The organism is Methylobacterium planeticum, from assembly GCF_008806345.1.
Taxonomy (GTDB): domain Bacteria; phylum Pseudomonadota; class Alphaproteobacteria; order Rhizobiales; family Beijerinckiaceae; genus Methylobacterium; species Methylobacterium planeticum.
In genome coordinates this window covers 143,897-167,034 of record NZ_VZZJ01000002.1, presented here as the reverse complement: position 1 = coordinate 167,034, position 23,138 = coordinate 143,897, and the positions used below count along the sequence as shown (strand labels likewise).

Annotated in this window: 20 protein-coding genes; 12 read left to right on the top strand and 8 right to left on the bottom strand. The window is 72.7% G+C overall.

Annotated features, from left to right (window positions below):
• Position 1: 1 nt before the first annotated feature.
• The 3 genes from F6X51_RS02665 to F6X51_RS02655 all read right to left on the bottom strand — a co-directional run bounded on the left by F6X51_RS02665 (position 2) and on the right by F6X51_RS02655 (position 2,776).
• Complete coding sequence (locus F6X51_RS02665) at positions 2-805, bottom strand: anti-sigma factor family protein (protein WP_150961666.1); 804 nt, start codon at positions 803-805, stop codon at positions 2-4.
• Positions 806-912: 107 nt separating this feature from the next.
• Entirely contained in the window at positions 913-1,533 is a 621-nt protein-coding gene (locus F6X51_RS02660; protein ID WP_150961665.1) for a sigma-70 family RNA polymerase sigma factor, read from the bottom strand.
• A 115-nt stretch (positions 1,534-1,648) separates the two neighbouring features.
• Entirely contained in the window at positions 1,649-2,776 is a 1,128-nt protein-coding gene (locus F6X51_RS02655) for a patatin-like phospholipase family protein (RefSeq protein WP_150961664.1), read from the bottom strand.
• 392 nt (positions 2,777-3,168) lie between these two features.
• Here F6X51_RS02655 and ispG point away from each other — a divergent pair, with 392 nt between their 5' ends.
• From ispG to F6X51_RS02630, 5 genes are all read left to right on the top strand, one after another.
• Positions 3,169-4,479: a flavodoxin-dependent (E)-4-hydroxy-3-methylbut-2-enyl-diphosphate synthase gene (gene ispG / locus F6X51_RS02650; protein WP_150961663.1), complete on the top strand. Its 1,311-nt coding sequence runs from the start codon at positions 3,169-3,171 to the stop codon at positions 4,477-4,479.
• Between the two features lie 289 nt (positions 4,480-4,768).
• Positions 4,769-6,790: a potassium transporter Kup gene (locus tag F6X51_RS02645; protein ID WP_150961662.1), complete on the top strand. Its 2,022-nt coding sequence runs from the start codon at positions 4,769-4,771 to the stop codon at positions 6,788-6,790.
• Between the two features lie 441 nt (positions 6,791-7,231).
• Positions 7,232-7,714: a (2Fe-2S)-binding protein gene (locus F6X51_RS02640; RefSeq protein ID WP_150961661.1), complete on the top strand. Its 483-nt coding sequence runs from the start codon at positions 7,232-7,234 to the stop codon at positions 7,712-7,714.
• On the top strand, positions 7,711-10,053 hold the full coding sequence (locus F6X51_RS02635) for a xanthine dehydrogenase family protein molybdopterin-binding subunit (RefSeq protein ID WP_150961660.1): 2,343 nt from the start codon (positions 7,711-7,713) through the stop codon (positions 10,051-10,053). The genes F6X51_RS02640 and F6X51_RS02635 overlap by 4 nt, the downstream gene beginning before the upstream one ends.
• A 250-nt stretch (positions 10,054-10,303) precedes the next feature.
• Positions 10,304-10,687 (top strand): hypothetical protein, encoded by a 384-nt coding sequence (locus tag F6X51_RS02630; protein ID WP_150961659.1) that lies wholly within the window; start codon positions 10,304-10,306, stop codon positions 10,685-10,687.
• A gap of 45 nt (positions 10,688-10,732) precedes the next feature.
• On the opposite strand, the gene F6X51_RS02625 is transcribed toward F6X51_RS02630, so the two are convergent.
• Positions 10,733-11,512 carry a DUF1194 domain-containing protein gene (locus F6X51_RS02625; protein ID WP_246696576.1) on the bottom strand — a complete coding sequence of 260 codons (780 nt, stop codon included), beginning with the start codon at positions 11,510-11,512 and terminating at the stop codon, positions 10,733-10,735.
• Positions 11,513-11,782: 270 nt separating this feature from the next.
• Between F6X51_RS02625 and F6X51_RS28855 the strand changes: the two genes are divergently transcribed.
• Entirely contained in the window at positions 11,783-11,917 is a 135-nt protein-coding gene (locus F6X51_RS28855) for a hypothetical protein (RefSeq protein ID WP_281407617.1), read from the top strand.
• Between the two features lie 55 nt (positions 11,918-11,972).
• On the opposite strand, the gene F6X51_RS02620 is transcribed toward F6X51_RS28855, so the two are convergent.
• From F6X51_RS02620 to F6X51_RS02610, 3 genes are all read right to left on the bottom strand, one after another.
• Positions 11,973-12,194 (bottom strand): hypothetical protein, encoded by a 222-nt coding sequence (locus F6X51_RS02620; RefSeq protein ID WP_150961657.1) that lies wholly within the window; start codon positions 12,192-12,194, stop codon positions 11,973-11,975.
• 239 nt (positions 12,195-12,433) lie between these two features.
• On the bottom strand, positions 12,434-13,150 hold the full coding sequence (locus F6X51_RS02615) for an NAD-dependent deacylase (RefSeq protein ID WP_150961656.1): 717 nt from the start codon (positions 13,148-13,150) through the stop codon (positions 12,434-12,436).
• A 7-nt stretch (positions 13,151-13,157) separates the two neighbouring features.
• Positions 13,158-14,903, bottom strand: a complete 1,746-nt coding sequence (locus F6X51_RS02610; RefSeq protein WP_150961655.1) for an ATP-binding response regulator — start codon at positions 14,901-14,903, stop codon at positions 13,158-13,160.
• Between the two features lie 445 nt (positions 14,904-15,348).
• Between F6X51_RS02610 and F6X51_RS02605 the strand changes: the two genes are divergently transcribed.
• From F6X51_RS02605 to F6X51_RS02575, 6 genes are all read left to right on the top strand, one after another.
• Positions 15,349-16,089 carry a response regulator gene (locus F6X51_RS02605; RefSeq protein WP_150961654.1) on the top strand — a complete coding sequence of 247 codons (741 nt, stop codon included), beginning with the start codon at positions 15,349-15,351 and terminating at the stop codon, positions 16,087-16,089.
• 770 nt (positions 16,090-16,859) lie between these two features.
• Positions 16,860-17,351 (top strand): hypothetical protein, encoded by a 492-nt coding sequence (locus F6X51_RS02600; RefSeq protein WP_150961653.1) that lies wholly within the window; start codon positions 16,860-16,862, stop codon positions 17,349-17,351.
• Between the two features lie 296 nt (positions 17,352-17,647).
• On the top strand, positions 17,648-19,399 hold the full coding sequence (ggt, locus tag F6X51_RS02590; protein ID WP_150961651.1) for a gamma-glutamyltransferase: 1,752 nt from the start codon (positions 17,648-17,650) through the stop codon (positions 19,397-19,399).
• A gap of 109 nt (positions 19,400-19,508) precedes the next feature.
• A complete protein-coding gene (locus tag F6X51_RS02585) occupies positions 19,509-20,297 on the top strand; it encodes a lysophospholipid acyltransferase family protein (RefSeq protein ID WP_150961650.1) in 789 nt (262 codons plus the stop codon).
• 156 nt (positions 20,298-20,453) lie between these two features.
• The gene (locus F6X51_RS02580) at positions 20,454-20,894 is read left to right on the top strand and encodes a hypothetical protein (RefSeq protein WP_150961649.1); all 441 of its coding nucleotides are present in this window, start codon (positions 20,454-20,456) and stop codon (positions 20,892-20,894) included.
• Between the two features lie 173 nt (positions 20,895-21,067).
• On the top strand, positions 21,068-22,249 hold the full coding sequence (locus tag F6X51_RS02575) for a DUF2125 domain-containing protein (RefSeq protein WP_150961648.1): 1,182 nt from the start codon (positions 21,068-21,070) through the stop codon (positions 22,247-22,249).
• A gap of 94 nt (positions 22,250-22,343) precedes the next feature.
• On the opposite strand, the gene F6X51_RS02570 is transcribed toward F6X51_RS02575, so the two are convergent.
• Positions 22,344-23,132 (bottom strand): TerC family protein, encoded by a 789-nt coding sequence (locus tag F6X51_RS02570; RefSeq protein WP_150961647.1) that lies wholly within the window; start codon positions 23,130-23,132, stop codon positions 22,344-22,346.
• Between the last annotated feature and the right edge of the window lie 6 nt (positions 23,133-23,138).

Genomic DNA, 23,138 nt, shown 5'->3' with positions numbered 1-23,138 from the left:
CTCAAGGGGTCGCGGGCGCCACGGTCGCCGGACCCGCGGCGGGCGGCATCATGGCGGCGGCGAGCTGCTGGGCCGCCTGGCGCAGCCGGGTCTCGTCGCTGGCGCCGCTGAGGGCGTAGGACGAACCGCCCGCCGTCCAGTAGGCGGTGGCGCCGTCGCTCGAGCGCGTCACCTCGTTCGCCCGGCCGACCGTGCGGCGGTGCGTCGCGAACAGCTCGACCGCGCCGAGATCGCCCGCGTTGATCGCCACCTCGACGCCGGCCCCGCGATGGGCGGGGAACACCTGCACGTCGCGCACCGTCCAGTCGGGCGGCAGGTCGGGCAGGCGGATGCCGGTGGCGGCCTCGATATCGGCCCGGTCATAGGCCGGGGTGGCGCGCTGCGAGATCATCCGGGCGCGCAGCTGCGCCGTCTGCCGGGCCTGCTGCGCATCCTCGATCAGGGTCGGGTCCACCGGGGACGCGAAGGTGTCGGGGACGCCGAAGACGCCGACCTCCGCGTGCGCCAGCCAGCCGGCGCCCACCAGGATCGTGATCGCCGCGACGCGCCGCAGGCGCGAGGCGACCTGACGCCAGCGCAGGCTCCGGTCGAGGCGCCGCGCCGCGACCCGGTTGCGCTCCGGGCCGACCCCGGGGGGACGGGCGAAGGCCTCGCGCAGGGCGTCGCGATCGTGCAGCTCGGCCATGATCTGCGCCGCCACCTCGGGGTGGCGCGCGAGGTGCGCCTCCACGTCGAGGCGCCGCATCACGTCGAGCTGCCCGTCGACGTAAGCGATGAGATCGGAGTCTGTAATCGGGTCGACCATGACGCCACGTCCTATCGTCGTCTCAGGCGCATTTCATATCATCGCGAAACGTTGCGGGGGGAGCGGCGGCATCCTGGGAGCCGCCGGCTGTCCGCCTGCCTCCGGGCTCAGTAGGTCCCGAACGCCCGGTTCTCGTAGGCCGGCGGGGTGCTTCCGGCCGCCTGCCCGTCCCGGGACACCAGCCGCAGGTGCGGCCGCTCGGAGGGGCCGGGATGCGGATCGGCGGCCTTGCCGCCGCGCTCGCCCTCCTCGAAGGCCCGGAGCGCCGCCCGGCCGCGGCCGAGGCGCGACATCAGGGTGCCGATCGGAATGCCGAGGACGGCCGCCGCGTCCGCGTAGGCCATGCCCTCGAGGGTCACGAGGTGGAGGGCGGCGCGCTGCTCCTCCGGAAGGGTCAGGAAGGCCTTGCGGATCTGCGCCAGCCGGACCTGCCCCTCCTGGGCGGGGGGCGCCACCTCCTCGCTCATCTGCACCAGCACGTCGGCATGGCGCGCCTCGACGCGCTTGCGGCGCTGGTCGTCGATGAAGACGTTGTGCAGGACCGTCATCATCCAGGTCCGCAGGTTCGTGTTCGGCCGCAGGGTCGCCTGCGATTCGAGGGCGCGCACCAGGGTGTCGTGCACGAGGTCGTCCGCCCGCAGGGTGTCGCGGGTCAGGGAGCGTGCGTAGCGCCGCAGCGGCACCAGCAGGTCGACGATGTCGGGTCGCTTTGTCTTGTCGGCCATCATACAGGTGCCAACGCGCAAGGGGGCCGGCTTAATCCCTCGGGATCGCGCCGGGCCCCCGGGCGCCGGGTTCGCCGGGTCCGCCGGGCCGGATCGCGGCGGCGCCCGGCCGCCGGCGTCACTGGTAGGCCGCGGGAAGGTCGAGGGTGCAGCTGTGCCCGATATCGTCGTAGCGCTCGCCGAGCCAGGCCTGGGCGGCGGCGCGGCCCTTGTCGCGCAGGCGCTGGAACACCCGCCAGCGGGCATCGAGGCGCGAGGAGGCGTCGTAATCCTCCAGCGCGTCGGTGCCGTCGATGCGGTGGACGAGGACGCGCCGGTACTGGCCCTGGCCGAGCACGCCCTCGTCGATGAGGCCGTCCACGAAGTCGATCGCCCGCAATTCCCGCATCAGGTTGGCGTTGAAGGTGATCTCGTTCAGCCGGTCCTGGATCTCGCCCTGCGTGCGCGGGGTCTCGCGGCGCTCGACCGGGTTGATCTGGACCAGGAGGATGTCGCGGGTCACCGCGCCCCGGTGCAGGGGATAGAGCGGCGGGTTCCCGAGATAGCCCCCGTCCCAGTAGGGCACCCCGTCGATCTCGACCGCCTGGAACACCGTCGGCAGGCAGGCCGAGGCCATCAGGTGATCGACCGTCAGGGCCTCGCGCTCGAACACCGCGAGCTTGCCGGTCCAGACATTGGTGGCCGAGACGAAGACCCCGGCGGTGTCGGCCCCGCGCAGCCGCTCGAAATCCACCTGCTTGGCCAGGGCCTTCTTGAGCGGATTGATGTTGAGCGGGTTCGTCACGTAGGGCCCGGGCGCCAGCGCCCTGGTCCAGAACTCCGCCACCGGGTTGTTGGCCCAGAACCCCAGGAAGCCGCTGAAGACCTTGCGCTGCGTCGGGCCGAGGTCGCCGTCGAGGCTGACCTCGCGCCAGAAGGTCTCGAGGCCCTCGCGGGCGCCCTCCGGGCCGCCCTTGAGCCAGCCGTCGATCATCACGACGCCGTTCATGGCGCCCGCGCTCGCCCCCGTGATGGCCTCGAAGCCGAGGCGCCCGTCCTCGATCAGCGCGTCGAGCACGCCCCAGGTGAAGGCGCCGTGCGCGCCCCCGCCCTGCAGGGCCAGCGCCACGTTCTTCTCCGCCCGGGGGCCCGCCAGGATGGTGGCGGGCGGGTGGCGGTCGGGCTGGCTGGCGATGCCGTCACTGTCCGGGGCCGGCACGGCGGTGACGGGATTGTGAGGCTCGGGCCGGTGGGAATCGTTGTTCATCATGGTCTCAAGATGGGATGTTGCATTGCGGTAGCAACTGTTGCACCACAGCAAAGCGGCGGAGCAGGCTCCGGGTTCCCGCGAATCAGCGGGGGGAATCGGCGCGGTCCCGCCTGCCTCGGAGGTCAGGGCTGCGAGACGGTCGCGGCTGCGTCCCGGAGGTGAACTCGACAATCGCGCGGCGATGCGACATGACACGCGCGAACCTGCCATGCAGAGTCATCGACTTGACGCCACGTCACGGCAATCTCAGCTAAACGATCGCCCGCATAGGATGATCCCGGCGCCAGCCGATGTCCGATGGGCGGGACCGGCGGCCGGGATCGATCCGATCGTCTCTTCGGGCCGCAGGCCGGCCGACAAGACTCTCTAAGGCCCACGCAAGGTCCACGATGGAAGCCATGGAAGCCGCAGCCGATCCCCAGACCCTCGGCGGAACCGGCCCCGAGATCGCGGGTCCGGCGCCCCGGCACCGCACGGTCGGCGTGCGCGTCGGCGAGGGCGAGGGGGCGGTGGTCGTCGGCGGCGGCGCGCCCGTCGTGGTCCAGTCCATGACGAACACCGACACCGCCGACATCGACGGGACGGTCGCGCAGGTGGCGCAGCTCGCCCGGGTCGGCTCGGAGCTCGTGCGCATCACCGTCGACCGCGACGAGGCGGCGGCGGCGGTGCCGAAGATCCGCGAGCGCCTCGACCGGATCGGCGTGCACGTCCCCCTGGTCGGCGACTTCCACTACATCGGCCACAAGCTCCTCTCCGACCATCCGGCCTGCGCCGAGGCGCTCGCCAAGTACCGGATCAACCCGGGCAATGTCGGCTTCAAGGAGAAGAAGGACACCCAATTCTCGACGATCATCGAGCAGGCGGTCCGCTACGGGAAGACCGTGCGGATCGGCGCCAACTGGGGCTCGCTGGACGGCGAGCTGCTGACGCACCTGATGGACGAGAACGCCAAGCTGCCGCGCCCCATCGACGCCCGCGCGGTGATGCGCGAGGCGATGGTGCAGTCGGCCCTCTCCTCCGCCAAGCGCGCCGAGGCCCTCGGCCTGCCCAAGGACCGCATCATCCTCTCCGCCAAGGTCTCGGCGGTGCAGGACCTCATCGCGGTCTACCGCGAGGTGGCGCGCCGCTCCGACTACGCCATCCATCTCGGCCTGACCGAGGCCGGCATGGGCTCGAAGGGCATCGTGGCGGCCTCCGCCGCCATCGGCGTCCTGCTCCAGGAGGGCATCGGCGACACCATCCGCTACTCCCTCACCCCCGAGCCCGGCGGCGACCGCACCCTCGAGGTCAAGACGAGCCAGGAACTCCTCCAGACCATGGGGTTCCGCACCTTCGTGCCGCTGGTGGCCGCCTGCCCGGGCTGCGGCCGCACCACCTCGACGACGTTCCAGGAGCTCGCCCGCGACATCCAGAACTGGATCACCACCTCGATGCCGGAATGGAAGAAGACCTATCCGGGGGTCGAGGGACTGAACGTCGCCGTGATGGGCTGCATCGTGAACGGGCCCGGCGAATCGAAGCACGCCGATATCGGCATCTCGCTCCCCGGCACCGGCGAGACCCCGACCGCCCCCGTCTTCATCGACGGCAAGAAGGCGATGACCCTGCGCGGCGCGACGCTGGCCAAGGATTTCGAGACCATCGTGATCGACTACATCGAGCGCCGCTTCGGCCAGGGCGCCCGCAACGCGGCCGAGTGACGGCGGCAGCGTGACGGCGGCCGAGTGATGGCGGCGGCCCGACGGCCCCCGCCGTGACGGCCCGCTCCGCCCGCGACCCCGTGCGGCCCTCCGGGCCGCGACCCGCGCCTCCCGGCGGCACCCCTGCCGAAAGGTCGCTGTTTCCGTGGAATCGGGCACGTGCTAGCGTGCCGCCACGATCCCTTGAGCGGGCCGGCCCCCAGCCGCGCCCGCGCGCCTTGGAAGCCTACGCGTCCCCCATGCGCCGCGTCGCGAGCCTCCGGGCAGGCATCACCCCAGATCGCAGTCCATGACGCAATCCGCTTCATCGAGCGCCGCCGCCGCTCAACCCGCGGCCGCGGGCGGCCAAACCGACAAGCCGGGCGCCAGCCCGGCCGGAGGCCCGGCGGCGGGCGAGGGCGGCGGCGCCGTGCCGATGCCGGCCGGCGCCCTCGACCTGCCCGACGGCGCGCAGCCCCACGCTCCGGTCAGCTTCTGGACCCTCGTGGTCGGCTCGGTCGGCGTCGTCTACGGCGATATCGGCACGAGCCCGCTCTACGCCTTCCGCGAGGCGCTGGGGCCGGCGCGCAGCGACAACATCCTGCTCGCCGAGGAGGTGCTGGGCACCGCCTCGCTGATCCTGTGGGCGCTGCTCCTCATCGTCACCATCAAGTACGTGGCCATCCTGCTGCGGATGGACAACAACGGCGAGGGCGGCATCCTCTCGCTGATGGCGCTCGCCCGCAAATCCCTCGGCGGCTCGCGCATCGTCTTCACCCTCGGGCTCCTCGGCGCCTCGCTGTTCTACGGCGACGCCGTGATCACCCCGGCCATCTCCGTGCTCTCGGCCGTGGAGGGCCTGAAGCTCGTCACCCCGGCCTTCGAGAACTCGGTGCTGCCGATCACGGTGGCGATCATCGTCGCCCTGTTCCTGGTCCAGAGCCGGGGCACCAGCAAGGTCGCGGCCTTCTTCGGGCCGATCATGGTGGTGTGGTTCCTGGCGCTGGCGCTCGCGGCCCTGCCCCACATCATCGCCAACCCGAGCGTGTTCTGGGCCTTCCACCCCTGGTACGCGGTGCATTACCTCCTCGGCCACGGCTCCGGCGCCCTGGTCGCCCTCGGTGCCGTGTTCCTCGCCGTGACGGGGGCGGAGGCGCTGTTCGCCGATCTCGGCCATTTCGGGCGCCGCCCGATCCAGGTGGCGTGGCTCGGCCTCGTCGCGCCCTGCCTCGTCCTGAACTATCTCGGCCAGACCGCCCTGGTCCTGGCCAAGCCCGACACCACGGACCCGTTCTACCAGCTCGTGCCCGAATGGGGCCTGATCCCGATGGTGATCCTGGCCACCCTCGCCACCGTCACGGCGAGCCAGGCGGTGATCACCGGCGCCTTCTCCCTGTCGCGCCAGGCGATCCAGCTCGGCCTGCTGCCGCGCCTCGAGATCCGCCACACCTCGGAGGCCCATTCGGGCCAGATCTACCTGCCGCAGATCAACACCCTGCTGCTGATCGGCGTCGTGGTGCTGGCGGTGCTGTTCCGCTCCTCCTCGGCGCTGGCCTCGGCCTACGGCATCGCCGTCACCGGCACGATGCTGCTCACCGCCTCCCTCTCCTTCATCGTGTTGTGGCGCTACTGGCGCTGGTCGCCGATCGCGGCGGCCGCCGCGATCATGCCCTTCATCGTGGTCGAGTTCCTGTTCATGCTCTCGAACCTCCTGAAGGTGTTCGAGGGCGGCTACGTGCCCCTTCTGGTGGCCGGCTGCCTGATCATCCTGATGTGGACCTGGGTGCGGGGCGTCACGATCCTGTTCAACAAGACCCGCAAGACCGACGTGCCGCTGACCGAGCTCGTCGGCATGCTGGAGAAGAGCCCGCCCCACCACGTGCGCGGCACCGCGGTGTTCCTCACGAGCGACCCCGAGATCGCCCCGGCCGCCCTCCTGCACAACCTCAAGCACAACAAGGTGCTGCACGAGAAGAACGTCATCCTGACGGTCGAGACCGTGGACACGCCGCGCTCGAACCTCGCCGACAAGGTGCGGATCGAGCCGATCGGGCCGCACTTCTCCAAGGTCGTGATGAAGTTCGGCTACATGGAGACGCCGAACATCCCCAAGACCCTGACGCTGCTGCGCAAGCAGGGCTTCAAGTTCGACATCATGGCGACCTCGTTCTTCCTGTCCCGGCGCTCGATCCGGCCGGCGGCGCACTCGGGCATGCCGCTCTGGCAGGACCGGATCTTCATCACGCTGGCCAAGAACGCCAACGACGCCACGGACTTCTTCCAGATCCCGACCGGCCGCGTCGTCGAAGTGGGCACGCAGGTCACGGTCTGAGGCCTGCCGCCGGTGATCCGTGGCGCCGGCCCGGGATCCGGGCCGGGACTGTGCGAAAAGTTACGCGCCATGTGACAGATGCAAGGCTTTGCCCGGACGCGGCCATTGCCCGCGTTGCAACGCGTGGCACGCCTGTCGTAGATTGAATTCATTCTGAGGAAAGAAAGCGGGCCGGGGGCGGTTCTGCATCCCGACCGGCATCCGCGCCGCCCGGGATGGAGGCGGCTTTCGTGGGCCCGCAATCGCGTTCTCGCGTCGCGTTCCGACACCGCGTTCTCACATCCCCAGGGCGGCGCCCGTCGCCCGCTTTGCACGTCAAGCGAACTGGATCTCGCAGGCCGGTCGAATCCGGCGTGGGGGCCAGGCCGAACCGAACTTGGTCGCATCGCGGCAGCGGGTCCGATCCGCCCGGCGCGAGCGACCCCTGACAGGACGATGCTGATGATCAAACTGACCGTGAACGGAGCTGAGCGCAGCTTCGACGGCGATCCCGACATGCCGCTGCTCTGGTACCTGCGCGACGAGCTCGGCCTCACCGGGACCAAGTTCGGCTGCGGCGCGGCCCTGTGCGGCGCCTGCACCATCCATCTCGGCGGCACCGCCGTGCGCGGCTGCGTCACGCCGCTCTCGGCGGCCGAGGGCCAGGCCGTGACCACGATCGAGGGCCTCTCGCCCGACGGCAACCACTCGGTCCAGGTCGCGTGGCGCGATCTCAACGTCTCCCAGTGCGGCTATTGCCAGTGCGGGCAGATGATGCAGGCCGCCTCCCTCCTCAAGGACACGCCCAAGCCCACCGAGGCGCAGATCGACGAGGCCATGAGCGGCAATCTCTGCCGCTGCGGCACCTATCCGCGCATCCGCGCCGCGATCCACCAGGCCGCCGGCCAGGCTGCCGCGCCCGCCAACAAGGGAGAGCGCCTGTGATCCACGACGCCAAGCTGATGGCCGAGCTCGCGGCCGACACCCCCAAGGCCGAGATTCCGGCCGTCCTCGCCAATGTCAGCCGCCGCGCGATCCTCGGCGGCCTGGGCGCCTTCGTGCTCGCCCTCTCGCTGCCCGACCGCCTCGAGGCCGAGGAGGCCAAGAAGGAGGCCCCCAAATTCGGCGCCGACGGCATGCCGCATGGCTGGCGCGACGACCCGAAGGTCTTCATCGCCATCGCGCAGGACGGCACCGTCACGGTGACGAACCACCGCTCCGACATGGGCCAGGGCGTGCGCACCTCCGTGGCCTTCGTGGTCGCCGACGAGCTCGAGGCCGACTGGGACAAGGTCAAGGTCGTCCAGGCCTGGGGCGACGAGGAGCGCTTCGGCAACCAGGACACCGACGGCTCGCGCTCCCTGCGCCACTTCTTCCGGCATTTCCGCCACGCGGGCGCCGCCGCGCGCCTGATGCTGCGGGAGGCCGCCGCCAAGCAATGGGGCGTGCCGGTCGCCGAGGTGACGGCCCAGAACCACGTCCTCACCCACGTAACGTCGAAGCGCCAGCTCGGCTACGGCGAGGTCGCGGCGGCGGCGGCCGAGCTGGCGGTGCCCGCGCGCGAGGGCGTCAAGCTGAAGGCGGCGTCCGAGTTCCGCTACATCGGCAAGGGCAAGATCGGCCTCATCGACAACCGGGACATCACCACCGGCAAGGCGATCTACGGCCTCGACACCCGCCTCGACGGGATGCTCTACGCGCTGGTCGCCCGCCCGCCGGTCTACGGCGGCAAGGTCGCGAGCTTCGACGACAGCGAGGCCAGGAAGGTCCCGGGCGTCGTGAAGATCTTCAAGATCGACGGCGGCGAGATCCCCTCCGAGTTCATGCCGCTCGGCGGCGTGGCGGTGGTGGCCAAGAACACCTGGGCCGCCATGAAGGGCCGCGACGCCCTCAAGATCACCTGGGACGACGGCCCGAACGCGCATTACGACACCGACGCGTTCCGCCAGGAATTGGAGAAGGCGGTGCGCGCGCCCGGCAAGGTCGTGCGCAACCAGGGCGACGTCGACGGGGCGATGGCCAAGGCCAAGAAGCGCATCTCGGCGGAGTACTTCGTGCCCCACCTCGTCCAGGCCCCGATGGAGCCCCCGGCCGCGGTGGCGTGGGTGAAGGACGGCGCCTGCGAGGCCTGGGCCTGCACCCAGGGGCCGCAGGCGGCCCATGACCGCCTGGTGAAGGCGCTCAAGCTGCCGGCCGACAAGGTCAAGGTGAACGTGACGCTCCTCGGCGGCGGCTTCGGCCGCAAGTCGAAGCCCGATTACGTGGTCGAGGCCGCGCTCTGCTCGCAGCAGGTCGGGGGCGTCCCGGTCAAGCTGACTTGGACCCGCGAGGACGACATCCACCACGGCTACTACCACACCATCTCGGTGGAGCGCCTGGAGGCCGGCCTCGACGAGAAGGGCATGCCGGTGGCCTGGCTGCACCGCAGCGCGGCTCCGACGATCGGCTCGATCTTCGCGCCGGACCCCAAGCACGAGCTGCCCTTCGAGCTCGGCATGGGCCTCGTCAACACGCCCTTCAACCTGGCCAATATCCGGCTCGAGAACCCGGAGGCCGCCGCGCACGTGCGCATCGGCTGGTTCCGTTCGGTCTCCAACATCCCGCACGCCTTCGCGATCCAGTCCTTCGTGGCCGAACTCGCGCACGAGGCGGGGCGCGACCCGAAGGATTACCTGCTCGACCTGATCGGGCCGGCCCGGAAGATCGATCCGACCTCCATCGGCGACGTCTGGAACCACGGCGAGGACCCGAAGCTCTACCCGATCGACACGGGCCGCCTGCGCCGGGTCATCGAGACCACGGCCAACGGCATCGGCTGGGGCCGCAAGATGGAGAAGGGCCGGGGCCTCGGCATCGCCGGGCATTACAGCTTCGTCACCTACACCTCGGTCGCCGCCGAGGTCGAGGTGAGCGACAAGGGCCAGGTCTCGGTCAAGAAGGTCCACATCGCCATCGATTGCGGGCCCCAGGTGAACCCGGAGCGCGTCCGCTCGCAGATGGAGGGCGCGGTCGTCATGGGGATGGGCCTCGCGCTCACCTCCGAGATCACCTTCAAGGACGGGCGCGCGCAGCAGAACAACTTCGACGGCTACGAGATCGTCCGGATCGATGCCGCCCCGGAGGTCGTCGTCCACCTGCTGCCGAACCCGGACTTCAACGCGCCGCTCGGTGGCGTCGGCGAGCCGGGCGTGCCGCCCGTGGCGCCGGCGATCGCCAACGCGATCTTCGCGGCGACCGGCCGGCGGGTGCGCCAGCTGCCGATCCGCGACCAGCTGAGCGCGTAGGATCCGGACCCGCGCCCGATCCTGCGGGGTCGGGCGCGGGCTCCGCCTTCTCACCGGTCCGCTGCTCCCGCGGTCCCGGGCCTCGCCCTGTCGGGCGCGATGCGCCGCGTGTTCGGGACCTGCGGCCCGCCCGCCGCGGATCGACCGGAAGGTTCCGGCCGGAAGGGATCGCAATCCTATCCGGGGCGTTCTCCGACAGATCGCGAGGCCGGCGTCCCGCCGCGCGGCCAGCAGCCGAGGAATGAACGTGATGACCCGTATCGTCTGGCCCCTGGCCTCCCTCCTCGTCGCGGGTCTCGCGGGGCCAGCCCTGGCCTCCCCCTGCGGGGACCAGATCGCGGCCCTCGAGAAGCGGGTGAAGGCCGAGGCGACCGAGGCGATCTCGGCCTCGACCAGCGGCAAGGCGACCGCGGGCGCCCGCGAGGGCCAGGGCGTCACCGGCTCGACCGGGGGGCAGGCCTCCGTCCCGGAGGCGCCCCCGGAGAAGTCGGCCCAGGCCGGCCAGGGCGGCGACAGGGCGCAGCAGGCCAAGGTCGCCCTCGACGAGGCCAGGACCGCCGACAAGAAGGGCGACGCGAGCGCCTGCGAGGCGGCGATCGGACGGGCCAAGCAGCAGCTTCAAGCCGCCCCCTGAGCGAGGCCGGTGCCGCCCCTGAGCGGCGCGGGACCGGCCCTCCGATCAGCGCCGGGCGGGAGCCAGGGCGCTGATCTCGATCACGAATTTCTGGCGCAGCGCCCGCGCGAAGTCGCCGTAGCCCTGGGCCGCCAGGACGAAGGCCGCGGGCCCGCCGGCCACGTGGGCCCTGTACCAGCGGTCGAGGGTGGTCTCGCCCCCGTCCTTCAATTCGCGCAGGCCGTAGCCGGGGGCCCGGAAGGCGCCGACCCCGACCACGTCGTTCTCCCCCGGCACCAGGATCGGCAGGCCGTTGATGGTGGCGCCGGTCGCCAGCAGCCCGTCGCGCTCATCGTGGATCGCGTCCGGGTCGGCGCAATTGTCGATCCCGTCGCCCGAGACGTCGATCACCACCCGGTCGGCCGGGACCGGCAGGGCCGGCAGCACGCTCGCCGAGACCGACCGCAGCATCTGGCCGAGGCAGGTGAAGGTGCCGGCCTGCCGCGGTACCGCGCGCACGCGGGCCGCGACGGCGGCCGCGTCCCGCCGGGTGGCGATCCGGGTCCAGGGGAGCGTCAGAGCCGCCTTGTCGGCCCAGGTGACGAGCGCGAACAGGATGCCGCCGGGATTGCCCGTGATGGCCCCGAGCACCGCCGGATCCTCCAGCGCCTCTGCGATCCCCTCCATCTGCAGGCGGAAGCGGGCCTCGTCGACGGATTGCGAGACGTCGACGGAGACGACGAGGGCCATCGCGGCGCTCTCCTCGGCGGCCCGCGCGGGCGGCCGGGGGGCGAGCAGGAGGGCAAGGAGGACCCACCCGGCGGGGGCCAGGCGGCGCAGCGACATCGGACCCATCCCCCAACCTTCCTCGCCGCCGGACATCGGTGCCGGCGCGGGTCCTGCTTAGGACATTTGTCGGGGCGGGCGAAGGGCGGGCCGCCTCGCCGGGGCGGCCGGCGCCGGGGCTCGGCGGGCCGGGCGGTGCGGGGCTCAGTTGCGCCCGCAACGCAACATTCGGGACGTGCCGACGAAATCTGGAGGCAAACCGCCGCGCTTAGACATCCACCCCAACGGGAGACGCCGGTGAACCGGGCTCGACACGAGGGGACTGAAACCATGCGGGACATCATCAAGATCTTCGCGGCGGGCACGATCCTGACGACCTACGCCCTCCTGGTGCCGGGCCTGATGGACCTTCCGGCAAAGCCCGATCCGCAGCGTGCCGGCGTGCGGGTGGCGGGGGTTTTCTGAGGGAAACCAGGGCGGTACGGGATTGGGGCGGATCCACTCCGCCCCGCCGGCCGCTTCAGACCGAAGCGCAGAGCGCGTGCTTGTTGCCGTTCAGGCCGGCACACAGATCGTCGACCTCAGCAAGATCGAGGGCCTCACCAGTCTCGTTCGCAATAGCATCGATAAGATGATCTTGGCGAGGATCGAAAGGATGGCCCTGCATTCGGTAGAATTGATAATAGCGCAACGCCGCCAGAACAGTGTCACGCTCGCGGGCAGTCACGGTTATGTTCTGCATGGGTATTTTATTCCCCTAAGGCTGCAACGAACGCCTGGATGAGGCCGCGCGACGACTCACCAAGCTTGACGTTTGTAACGCTCGGGTCGCGGCGCCGTCCACATCTTGACGGCGCCCCTTGGCGTGATTCGGCTCGGTTCGCCGGATCGGGCCGCGGCGGCCGCGGGGGGCCCGGCGCGGGTAAGTCGTTGGATGGAACCGCCTCCTGCGGGAGCCCGCAAGGTGGAGTACGCAAGCGCTCAGTCGACCCGTGAATGGAACAATTCATGAACGATGTCGCTGGCCAGGCCGTAGCGGGCCTCGTCGAACAGCGCGGCGTTGTCGGAGGGCTCGCGGTTCAGCTCGCAGGTGCGGATCCCGAGGGCCCGGGCCTGCGCCACGTAGCCGGCGGCGGGGTAGACCGAGCCCGAGGTGCCGATGGCGACGAAGAGGTCGGCGGCCCGGAGCGCCGCGTCGATGCGGTCGAGGTGCTTCGGCATCTCGCCGAACCAGACCACGTCGGGGCGCAATGCCCCGGCCCGGCCGCAGGCGGCGCAGGGCTCGGTCCGGTGGAGGTCGCCGCGCCGGTCGAAGGCCGAGCCGCAGGCGAGGCAGCGGATCCGCAGGAGCTCGCCGTGCATGTGCACGACGTCGCGCGCGCCCGCCCGCTCGTGCAGGTCGTCGACGTTCTGGGTGCAGAGGAACAGGCGCCCGCCCCGGGCCGCGAGCCGGGCCTGCGCCGCGGCCAGCGCCCGGTGGCCCGCATGCGGCTCGGCCGCGATCACGCCGCGGCGGCGCAGGTTGTAGAAGTCGAGCACGGTGTCGGGGTCGTCCGCGAAGGCCTCGGGCGTCGCGAGCCGCATCGGGTCGAAGCGGCCCCACAGGCCGCCCCGGTCCCGGAAGGTGCCGAGCCCGCTCTCGGCCGAGATGCCGGCCCCGGTCAGGACGAAGATGCGCTCGGGCCGGTTCGCCGCCATCGGGACCCTAGAGCAGCTCGACCGCGATGTTGGGGAAGCGGATCGCGAAGGTGGCGCCCGCCCCCGGCCCGGGGCTCTCGGCGCTGGCCCGGCCGCCGTGCAGCTCGGCGATGCGCTTGACGATGGAGAGGCCGAGCCCGGTCGAGCCCTCGCCGCCGGTGGGCTTGGCCGAGAGGCGCTGGAAGCGGCCGAAGACGCGGCCGGCATCCTCCGGCGACAGGCCGGGGCCCTGGTCGCTCACGGCGCAGACGGTCTCCTCCCCGTCGCGCCAGGCCCGGATCGTGATGGCGCCGCCGCGGAAGCTGTACTTGATGGCGTTGGAGATCAGGTTGTCGATCGCCTCCCGCAGGCGCTCGCCGTCGCCGCAGAGGTAGAGCTCCCCGGGCAGCTCCGCGGCCAGGGTCTGGTCCTTGATCTGGGCGAGGGGCCGGTTGGCCTCGCAGACCTCGCGGGCGAGGCCCGCGAGGTCGACGGGCTCCCGGCGCAGGGTGATGTCGAGGGCGTCCGTCATGGCGTCGGCCATCAGGCTCTCGATCATGCCGGTCAGGCGCTTGGCCGAGCTGCGGACATGCTCGACCTGCGCCCGCATCTGCTCAAGGGGCGGGGGCGTCATCCCGGTCATGTCGGTCAGCATCTCGGCCCGGCCGAGGATCACCGCCAGGGGGTTCTTGAGGTCGTGCGCGATGGTGCCGAGGATCTCGGTCTTCAGCCCGTTCGCCCGGCGCAGGTCCGAGCGCTGCATGGCGAGGCGCCGGTTCGCCCGGATCAGCTCGGCGGTGCGCTCCACCACCCGCTGCTCGAGGCCGACATTGGCCCGCTGCAGCTGCTCGTACAGGATGACGTTGTCGAAGGCGATCGAGAGCCGGCTCGTGAACAGGTCGATCAGGGCCCGGTCGGTCTCGGAGAGCGAGCGGTCGGCGTCGATCAGGGCCACGATCTCGCTGCCCGTCGAGGTCTCGAGGTAGAGGGTCGAGCAGGGCGTGCCGAAGCTGTGCCGGCGCTCCGCGAAGGTGCGGGCGACGATCGGGTGCACGTCGGCGTCGAGGGGCCAGGCGGGCTCGCGGGCCACGTAGTGCTGGTAGCAGCCCGAGCCCGCGAGCACGCAGAAGCGCTCGTCCGTCTCGCCGTTCTCGCGCAGCACCAGGATGCCCGCGCAGGCGACGTTGAGCAGGGAGGCGACCTGGGTCAGCATCCCCTCGGCGAGCCGCTGCATCGACTTGTGGTCGAGGAGCATCGGGGCCGCGTCGATGATGATCTCGAGCCCCCGCCGGGTCTCGTCGAGGCGCTTCAGCTGCTGGTAGGCGCGCAACGCCGCCGTCAGGCTGGTGAAGAGCTTGTCGGCGGTCAGCTCCGTCTTGGCCTTGTAGTCGTTGATGTCGTAGTCGACGATGACGCGCCGCTCCGGCGCCTGGCCCGGCTGGCCCGTGCGCAGGATGATGCGGGCGGTCTCCTCGCGCAGGTCGCGGCGGATGTAGTCGACGAGGGCGAGGCCGGCATCGTCCGTCTCCATCACCACGTCGAGGAGCACCACCGCGACGTCGCGCCGCCCGGCCAGCAGCCCGCGGGCCTCGGCGGCGGAATGGGCCGAGAGGATCTCGAGGCCGCGCCCGTCGAGCCGGTAATCGGCCAGCGCGTAGCGGGTGCCCTCGTGCACGGCCGGGTCGTCGTCGACCACCGCGATCGTCCAGACGCCGCCGCGCTGGGGCGCTTCCGCGACCTCGTCGGGGATGAGGTGGAGGATGTCGTCGTCCATTCCGAGGTCCCGGTTGCCCCGCGGCGCGGAGCGGCGCGCCAGGCTCTGCCCTGGATCGTCTCACAGGTGAATCGCGATTGTGGCCCATCTGGGGTGCATCGGTGCGCAACTGCACCGTTGCGCCAACGATGTCGGCCGGTCGGCGCAAGATCACGCCGATGGCGCGCTGGACGAAATCTTGCTGCAAACTTGGGACGTCAGGTCGGCGCGGGCACCGCGATGGTTCCGGCAAGCTCGTCCGCCGGGCCGACCGGGTTCGGGCCGGCGGACAACCGGTCGTTGATAGATGGCAGGGCCGCGTCGCCAGAGGGGCATGAATGGTGCACTGTACAATCCTGCCGCGTAATGGCACCGAGAGCCGCCCGGCGGCGCCACCCGTGATGCGAGACCCTGCGGCTTCCGAGATGATGCGCGTGATCCTCAATCGATCCGACCGGAGGGGACCGTGAGCGCCGGGCCGACCCACATCGTCGTGGTGGACGACGAGGCCGATGCCCGCGCGATGATCGGCGACTACCTGCGCCTGCACGGCTTCGACGTGGCGCTCTGCGACGGCGGCCGGGCGCTGCGCGGCCATCTCGACGCGCGCACCCCCGACCTCATCGTCCTCGACCTCAACATGCCGGAGGAGGACGGGCTCTCGATCGTGCGCGACCTCAAGGCCCGGGGCACGATCCCGATCATCATGCTGACCGCGACCGCGAGCCCCATCGACCGGGTCGTCGGCCTGGAGCTCGGGGCCGACGACTACCTGTCGAAGCCCTGCGAGCTGCGCGAGCTCGTGGCCCGGGTCCGCTCGGTGCTGCGCCGGGCGCAGGGGCCGGCCCCCCGGCCCGAGGCGGCCCCCGCCCCGCCGCCCGGGGCGCCGCCCCCCCGGCGCATCCGCTTCGGCACCAAGTGGCTGGAGCCCGATTCCCTGCGCCTGCGCGACGACGCGGGCCTGGAGCAGCCCCTCACCCGCTCCGAGTACGACCTGCTCAAGGCCTTCGCCGACCACCCGAAGCGGGCCCTCACCCGCGAGCGCCTCCTCGACCTCGCCGACGCCCGCGACCCCGAGGCCTTCGACCGGGCCATCGATGTCCGCATCAACCGCATCCGCAAGAAGATCGAGCCGGACCCGGCCAATCCCCGCTTCATCCGCACCGTCCGGGGCCTCGGCTACGTCTTCCGGCCCGAGGGGGATTGAGGCGCCCGCCTCCGGGCCGCGTGCGACCGCGGACCGGTGAGGATCGGGGGTCGTCCGGACACGCCGCAATCCGCCCCTCTCCCGCACGGGAGCGGGGGCGCGGCGTGCCACCCGCGCCTGCCACCCCGTCCCCCCGGAACGGCGGCCCGCCCCACCTCTCCCGTCCGGGAGAGGGCGAGTCGGCGCCAGCCGACCGGGTGAGGGGTGCGACCTCTCCGGAGAGTCCGCATCCCTCACCCCAACCCTCTCCCGCACGGGAGAGGGGGCGCGGCGTGCCACCCGCACCATCACGGGACCACACATCACTCCGGACGGCAGAGCGCCCCACCTCTCCCGTCCGGGAGAGGTCGAGTCGGCGCCAGCCGACCGGGTGAGGGGTGCGACCTCTCCGGACAGCGTGCACCCCTCACCCCAACCCTCTCCCGGCCGGGAGAGGGGGCCTGTCGCGCCACCCGCGCCATCACGGGACCACACATCACTCCGGACGGCAGAGCGCCCCACCTCTCCCGTCCGGGAGAGGTCGAGTGCGCGGCACGCGCACCGGGTGAGGGGTGCGACCTCTCCGGAGAGCCCGCATCCCTCACCCCGGCCCGCTTCCGCGGGCAAACCTCTCCCGCACGGGAGAGGGGGCGCGTCGCGCCACCCGCGCCCATCGACCCGCCCCCCGAAACGGCGGCCCGCCCCATCTCTCCCGCACGGGAGGGGCGGCGCGGCGCGCCCCCGTGCCACCGGACCCGCGCAAATCCCCGCGGGTCCGGCTATGACGGGGCATGCGCGTTCTCGGCCGTCTTCTGCTCCTGTGCCTGGCCCTGGTCCTCGCCGTCCCGGCGGGCGCCCTGATGCTGGGCCTGGCCCTGGTGCTCGATCCGGCGGCGCAGGCCTGGCTCGCGGGGGGCGCCCTGGCGGGGCTCGACGCGACCCTGTCCGACCTCGCCGCCGGGATGGCGCCCGAGACCATGCTGCTGGCGCTCGCCGGGATCGCCCAGGCCCTGGCGGTGCTCCTCGTCGCGCCGCCCGTCCTCGTCGCCCTCGTGGGCGAGACCCTGCGGCTGCGCACCCTCGCCTGGTACGCGGGGGGCGCCGGCCTCCTGAGCGCGGCCCTGCCCTGGCTGGCGCGCGGCGGCGCGGGGCCGGGCGGGGCGGAGCGCCTCGCCGCCGAGGGACATCTCAGCGCCATCCTGTTCCTCGCCGGCGCGGCGGCCGGCCTCGTCTACTGGCTCGTCGCCGGCCGGAGCGCGGCCGAGCCGGCGGGGGCGGCGTGACGGGTCCCCGCTCCGGCCCGGCGGACGCTGCGTCGCCGCGCCCCGAGTCGCTCGGAAGCCAACCCCTGGTGCTGGCGCGGGTAGCGCGACGCGCCCCCTCTCCCGTGCGGGAGAGGGTTGGGGTGCGGGGTGCGCGCTCTCCGGAAAGGTCGCAGCCCTCACCTGTTCCGCTATCGCGAATTCGACCTCTCCCGGACGGGAGAGGTGGGCGCAGGGCCGTCCGTGCCGCGGCGTTTCTCCGGGGGGGCCGAAACCCGACCGAGACCGGCGCGCCAGGATGCCCTATCTGTCGGGGCATGACAGGTTCCTGCCGCGCCGCCCTCGTCACGGCCCTGGTGCTCGCCCTCGCGGGGGCGCCGGCTCACCGGGCCCTCGCCCAGCCGGCGCCCGCCGAGCCCCCGATCCAGGCGGACGAGGCCCGGATGCTGCCGGTGCTGGCCGCGCACGGGATGGTGGCGGCCCAGGAGGGGCGGGCGGCCGAGATCGGGGTCGGGATCCTGCGCCGGGGCGGCAACGCCGTCGACGCGGCGGTGGCGGTCGGGTTCGCCCTCGCCGTGACCCTGCCGCGGGCGGGCAATCTCGGCGGCGGCGGCTTCATGCTGGTGCATCGCGCCGCCCGCGGCGAGACCGTGGCGATCGACTTCCGGGAGACCGCGCCGGGGGCGGCGCGCGCCGACATGTTCCTCGGGGCCGACGGCGAGCCCGACCGCACCGCCTCGGTCCGGGGCGGCAAGGCGGTCGGCGTGCCGGGCAGCGTGCGGGGGCTCGCCGAGGCGCACCGCCTCTACGGCTCCGGGCGCCTCACCCTGGCGGAGCTGATCGCCCCGGCCGAGCGCCTCGCCCGCGCGGGGATCCCGGTCGAGGCGGGGCTCGCCGATTCGCTGCCCCGCGCCGCCGGGCTCCTCGGGCGCTGGCCGTCGAGCCGGAAGATCTTCTTCCGGGGCGACCGGACCCTCGCCCGCGACGAGATCCTGGTGCAGACGGACCTCGCCGACACCCTGCGGTCGATCGCCGAGGGGGGCGCGGACGCGTTCTACACCGGCGCCATCGCGGCGCGCATCGCCGGCGCGGTCCAGGAGGCGGGGGGCATCGTGACGGCGGCGGACCTCGCGGCCTACCGGCCCGAGATCCGCACCCCCGTGCGCGGGCGCTACCGGGGCGCCGAGATCGTCTCGATGCCGCCGCCGAGCTCGGGCGGCGTCCACCTGATCGAGATCCTGAACGTGCTGGAGGGCTTCGACCTCGCCCGGATGGGGGCGGGGAGCGCCGCCGCCCTCCACATCCTGGCGGAGGCGATGAAGCCGGCCTACGCCGACCGCGCCACCTGGCTCGGCGACCCGAGCCGGTCCCAGGTGCCCCTCGAGGGGCTGATCGCCAAGCCCTATGCCGAGCGCCTGCGGGCGGCGATCGACCCGGACCGGGCGCGGCCCGCCGCCGAGATCCGGGCCGGCGACCCGCTGCCCTTCGAGCCCGACCAGACCACGCATTACTCCGTGGTCGACGCGGACGGGAACGCGGCCGCCACCACCACCACCCTGAACTTCTCCTACGGGATCGGCCTCGTGGCGGAGGGGACCGGGGTGATCCTCAACAACGAGATGGACGACTTCGCCGCCAAGATCGGAGCCCAGAACGCCTACGGCCTCGTCGGCGGCCGGGCGAACCTCGTGGCGCCGGGCGCCCGGCCCCTCTCCTCGATGACCCCGGCCCTGGTGTTCCGGGACGGGCGCCTCCTCCTCGTCACCGGCAGCCCGGGGGGCAGCCGGATCATCTCGACGGTGCTGCAGGTGATCGTCAACGTCCTGGATTTCCGCATGAACCTCGCCGAGGCGGTGGCCGCCCCCCGCATCCACCACCAGTGGCGGCCCGACGTGCTCCTCGCCGAGGAGGGGCTCTCGCCCGACACCCTGGCGCTCCTGCGCGCGCGCGGTCACGCGGTCAAGGTCGGGTCGAGCTCGGGCTCGGCCAATTCCGTGATGCGGGTGGACGGCCTGCTCGCCGGCGCCGCCGACCCGCGCCAGCGCGGGACGCGCGCGGCCGGGTATTGAGGGCGGGCTGGGTACCGGGATGGCCTCGGGGGACCGCCCGCGGCCGCGCTTGGTGCGCGGGCCGGTGGCAGGCTAAAGGAGGCGCCGCCGTGCCCGACCCAGGTTCCTCATGCTCGCCCTCCGCTCCCTCGCCTTCAACCTCTGCTTCTACCTGCTCACCACCCTGCTGGCCGTCGGCGGGCTGCCGACCCTGGTGTCGCAGCGGGCGGTGATCCGGCTGGCGCAGGCCTGGGCCGGCGCGACGCTCTGGCTGCTGCGGGTGGTGGGCGGCCTCTCAGTCGAGTTCCGGGGGCTGGAGAACATCCCGGAGGGGCCGCTCCTCATCGCCGCCAAGCACCAATCGGCCCTGGAGACCCTCGCCCTCGTCACCCGCTTCGACGATTTCGCCTACATCCTGAAGCGGGAGCTGCTCTGGATCCCGCTGATCGGCTGGTACCTGTCCCGCAGCGGCATGGTGGCGATCGACCGCACCAAGGGCACCCGCGCCATGGCGCTGATGAACCAGGCGGCGGCGGGCGCGATCCGCGACGGGCGCCAGCTCATCATCTTCCCCGAGGGCACCCGCCGGGCGCCGGGGGCGCCCCCCGCCTACAAGCTCGGCCTCACCCACCTCTACGCGGCGCTCGGCGTGCCCTGCCTGCCGGTGGCCCTCAACACCGGCCTGTACTGGCCCCGCCGCAGCCTGCGGCGCCGCCCCGGCATCGCCGTGATCGAGTTCCTGCCTCCGATCGCGCACGGGCTCGGCCGCGCCCCGTTCCTCGAACTCGTGGAGGCCCGGATCGAGGCCGCCTCGAACGCGCTCCTGGCAAGCGGCCGGGCGGAGCTCACCGCCCGCGGCCACGCGCTGCCCGCCCCCGACGCCGAGCGGCCGGATCCGGAGCGCTCCCGCATCGCCTGAGCGGCGCCGGGCTGCGGCGATCAGGCGGCGCCCGGGACCTGTGGACCGGCCCGAAAACCGGCTCCCGGCTTGTGGATAACCCGGCCGATCCCCATCTTCAGGAACAGAGGGCGGCGTCCTTGACGCCGCGGAATCGCCCGGGATAGTATAGAACAAATGGCGAACAAGAGAGCTCTGTCCTGGTCGGCCGCCCTGCGCGACCTGAAGGACGACCGATCGCGGAGGCAGGACGTGCGCGAGGAACGCCTGAGGACGGCCTCCGGCCTCGGCGGCGCGCCGGCCCTGGCCCTGAGCGCGTGGCGCGGCCGTTCGGGCAAGCGCTACGTCGTGGGCGTCCACGGCCTGAGCGAGGCCGAGCTCGCGGAGGTCGGCGAGGCGGTCGTCATGGCGGTGCGCCGGGACGAGGCGGGGCTCGCCGAGCTCGTCGCGGTGGCGGCCGCCGGCTCGGGGCCGGGCGGGGGTCTCGCCCCGGCCTGGCTCGCGCGCGCGCGCGAGAACGGCGCGGCCGAGATGCACGTGCACCGCCTGGCCGGCACCGCCGCCGAGCGCGGCGCCATCGTGGCCGACCTCAAGGTCGAGGCGGCCGTCCGCGCCTGAGCGCCCCAGGCTCCCCCTCCGCCATGCTTTCGCCCCTTAAGGACCGGCATGGCTTGCGGCGCGGCCCCGCGCGCCGAGACCCCTTGCCCGCCCGTCCGGCTGCCCAGATGAGCCCGGGGGAGGGCGACGGGGCGCCCGGAGCGAGGCCGGCCTGAGCCAGGGGAGCGGACGAGATGGCGCGTGACACCGGGCAGACCGAACTGCCCTCGACCGAACTCCCCCAAGCCGACCGGGCCCCGGGCGACCTGCGGGTGCCGGGCGATCGCGAGACGGTTGGGCGCCCGCCGCGCGGACCGGCGCCGAAGCCGCGCTCGCGCCTCGGGCTGTTCCTGCCCTTCCTCCTGCTCCTCGCCGCCGCCATCGCCTGGACGGCGGGCTGGTTCTACATCCGCGACCGGGCGGCCCGGGAGATCGACGGCTGGCAGGCCCGCGAGGCGGCGGCCGGCCGGACCTGGACCTGCCGCGACCGCTCGATCACGGGCTACCCCTTCCGCCTCGAACTGCGCTGCGCCGCCCTCTCCCTCGTCCGCCAGGACGGGCGCTTCACCCTCGGCCCCGTCACCGCCCTGGTGCAGGTCTACCAGCCGCGCCACGGCCTGCTCCAGGCCGCCGGCCCGTTCCATGTCGAGCAGGGCGGCCTCACCGGCGACGTCGGCTGGACCTCCCTGGCGGGCAGCTTCCACGGCGCCTCGGACGGGTTCGTGCGCGCCTCCCTGGTGGTCGACGGCCCGAAGGGCAGCGTCGCGGGCGCGATGCCGACCCCGGTCGACTTCTCGGTGAAGCACCTCGAGCTCCACGCCCGCCCGACGCCCGGCCGCTTCGACAGCGACGGCGCCGTCGATGTCAGCCTGCGGGTGGCCCAGGCCGCCCTGCCCCTGGCCGACGCCTTCCTGGGCAACGGCGCCCCCGCCGACATCGCCCTCGACGCCAACGTCACCCGGGCCACCACGTTCCGCACCGGCCCGGTGCCGCAGGAGCTGGAGGCGTGGCGCCGGGCCGGCGGCGGGCTCGACATCGCGCTCCTGTCGATCGCCAAGGGCGACCGCCGCCTCCAGGCCCATGGCGGCCTCGCGCTCGACGAGGCCCACCGCCTCGCCGGCCAGCTCGACCTGCGGGCGGCGGGCCTCGAATCCCTCGTCGGCCAGGTGATGGGCCAGCGCTTCGGGGCCGAGCGCGGCGCGCTGATCGGCAACCTCGTCGGGCAGCTCCTCGGCGGCGGCCGGCGCCCGGCGCAGCCCGACGCCGCCGCGGGGGACGCGCCCCTCAAGGCCCTGCCCCCCTTGCGCCTCGCGGACGGGCGCCTGACCCTCGGCCCCTTCCCGATCCCGAACGTGCAGCTGGAGCCGCTCTACTGAGCGGGGCGCCGCGCCCGCTCGCGCGCGTTGGGCGCGTTGGGCGCATTGGGCGCGTCCGGGCGCGTCCGGGCGCGTTGGGCGCGGCGGCCCCGGGTCAGACCTTGGCCCGGCGCTGCGCCGGCATCGGCATCGGCGTCGGGCCCGGACCCGGGCTCTTCGCCCGCTTGCGGCGCCGCGCCAGCATGTTGAGACCCTCCACGCCCGCCGAGAACGCCATGGCGGTGTAGATGTAGCCCTTCGGCACGTGCGCCCCGAAGCCCTCCGCGATCAGCGTCATGCCGATCATGATGAGGAAGCCGAGGGCGAGCATCACCACGGTCGGGTTCGCCGCGATGAAGCGCGCGAGCGGGTCGGCGGCGATCAGCATCACGGTCACGGCGACGATCACGGCGATCATCATGACGGGGACGTGGTCGGTCATGCCCACCGCCGTGATGATGCTGTCGATCGAGAAGACGAGGTCGAGGAGCAGGATCTGGCCGATGGCCGCCCCGAAGCCGAGGCTCGCGGACGGTCCCGCCGCCGCCTCGGCCCCGTGCGGGTCGACGCTCTCGTGGATCTCCTTGGTGGCCTTCCAGAGCAGGAACAGGCCGCCCGCGATCAGGATCATGTCGCGCCAGGAGATGCCCTTGCCGAGGATCTCGATGACGGGCTCGGTGAGGTGCACGATGAAGGCGACGGTGCCGAGCAGCCCGAGGCGCAGGAACAGCGCCAGGCCGATGCCGATGCGGCGGGCCTTCTGCTGGTGCTCGGGCGGCAGCTTGTTCGTCAGGATCGAGATGAAGATCAGGTTGTCGATCCCGAGCACCACCTCCATGACGATGAGGGTGGCGAGGGCGGCCCAGACGGTCGGGTCGGCGGCGAGCTGAAGCAGGTGATCCACGGCGCG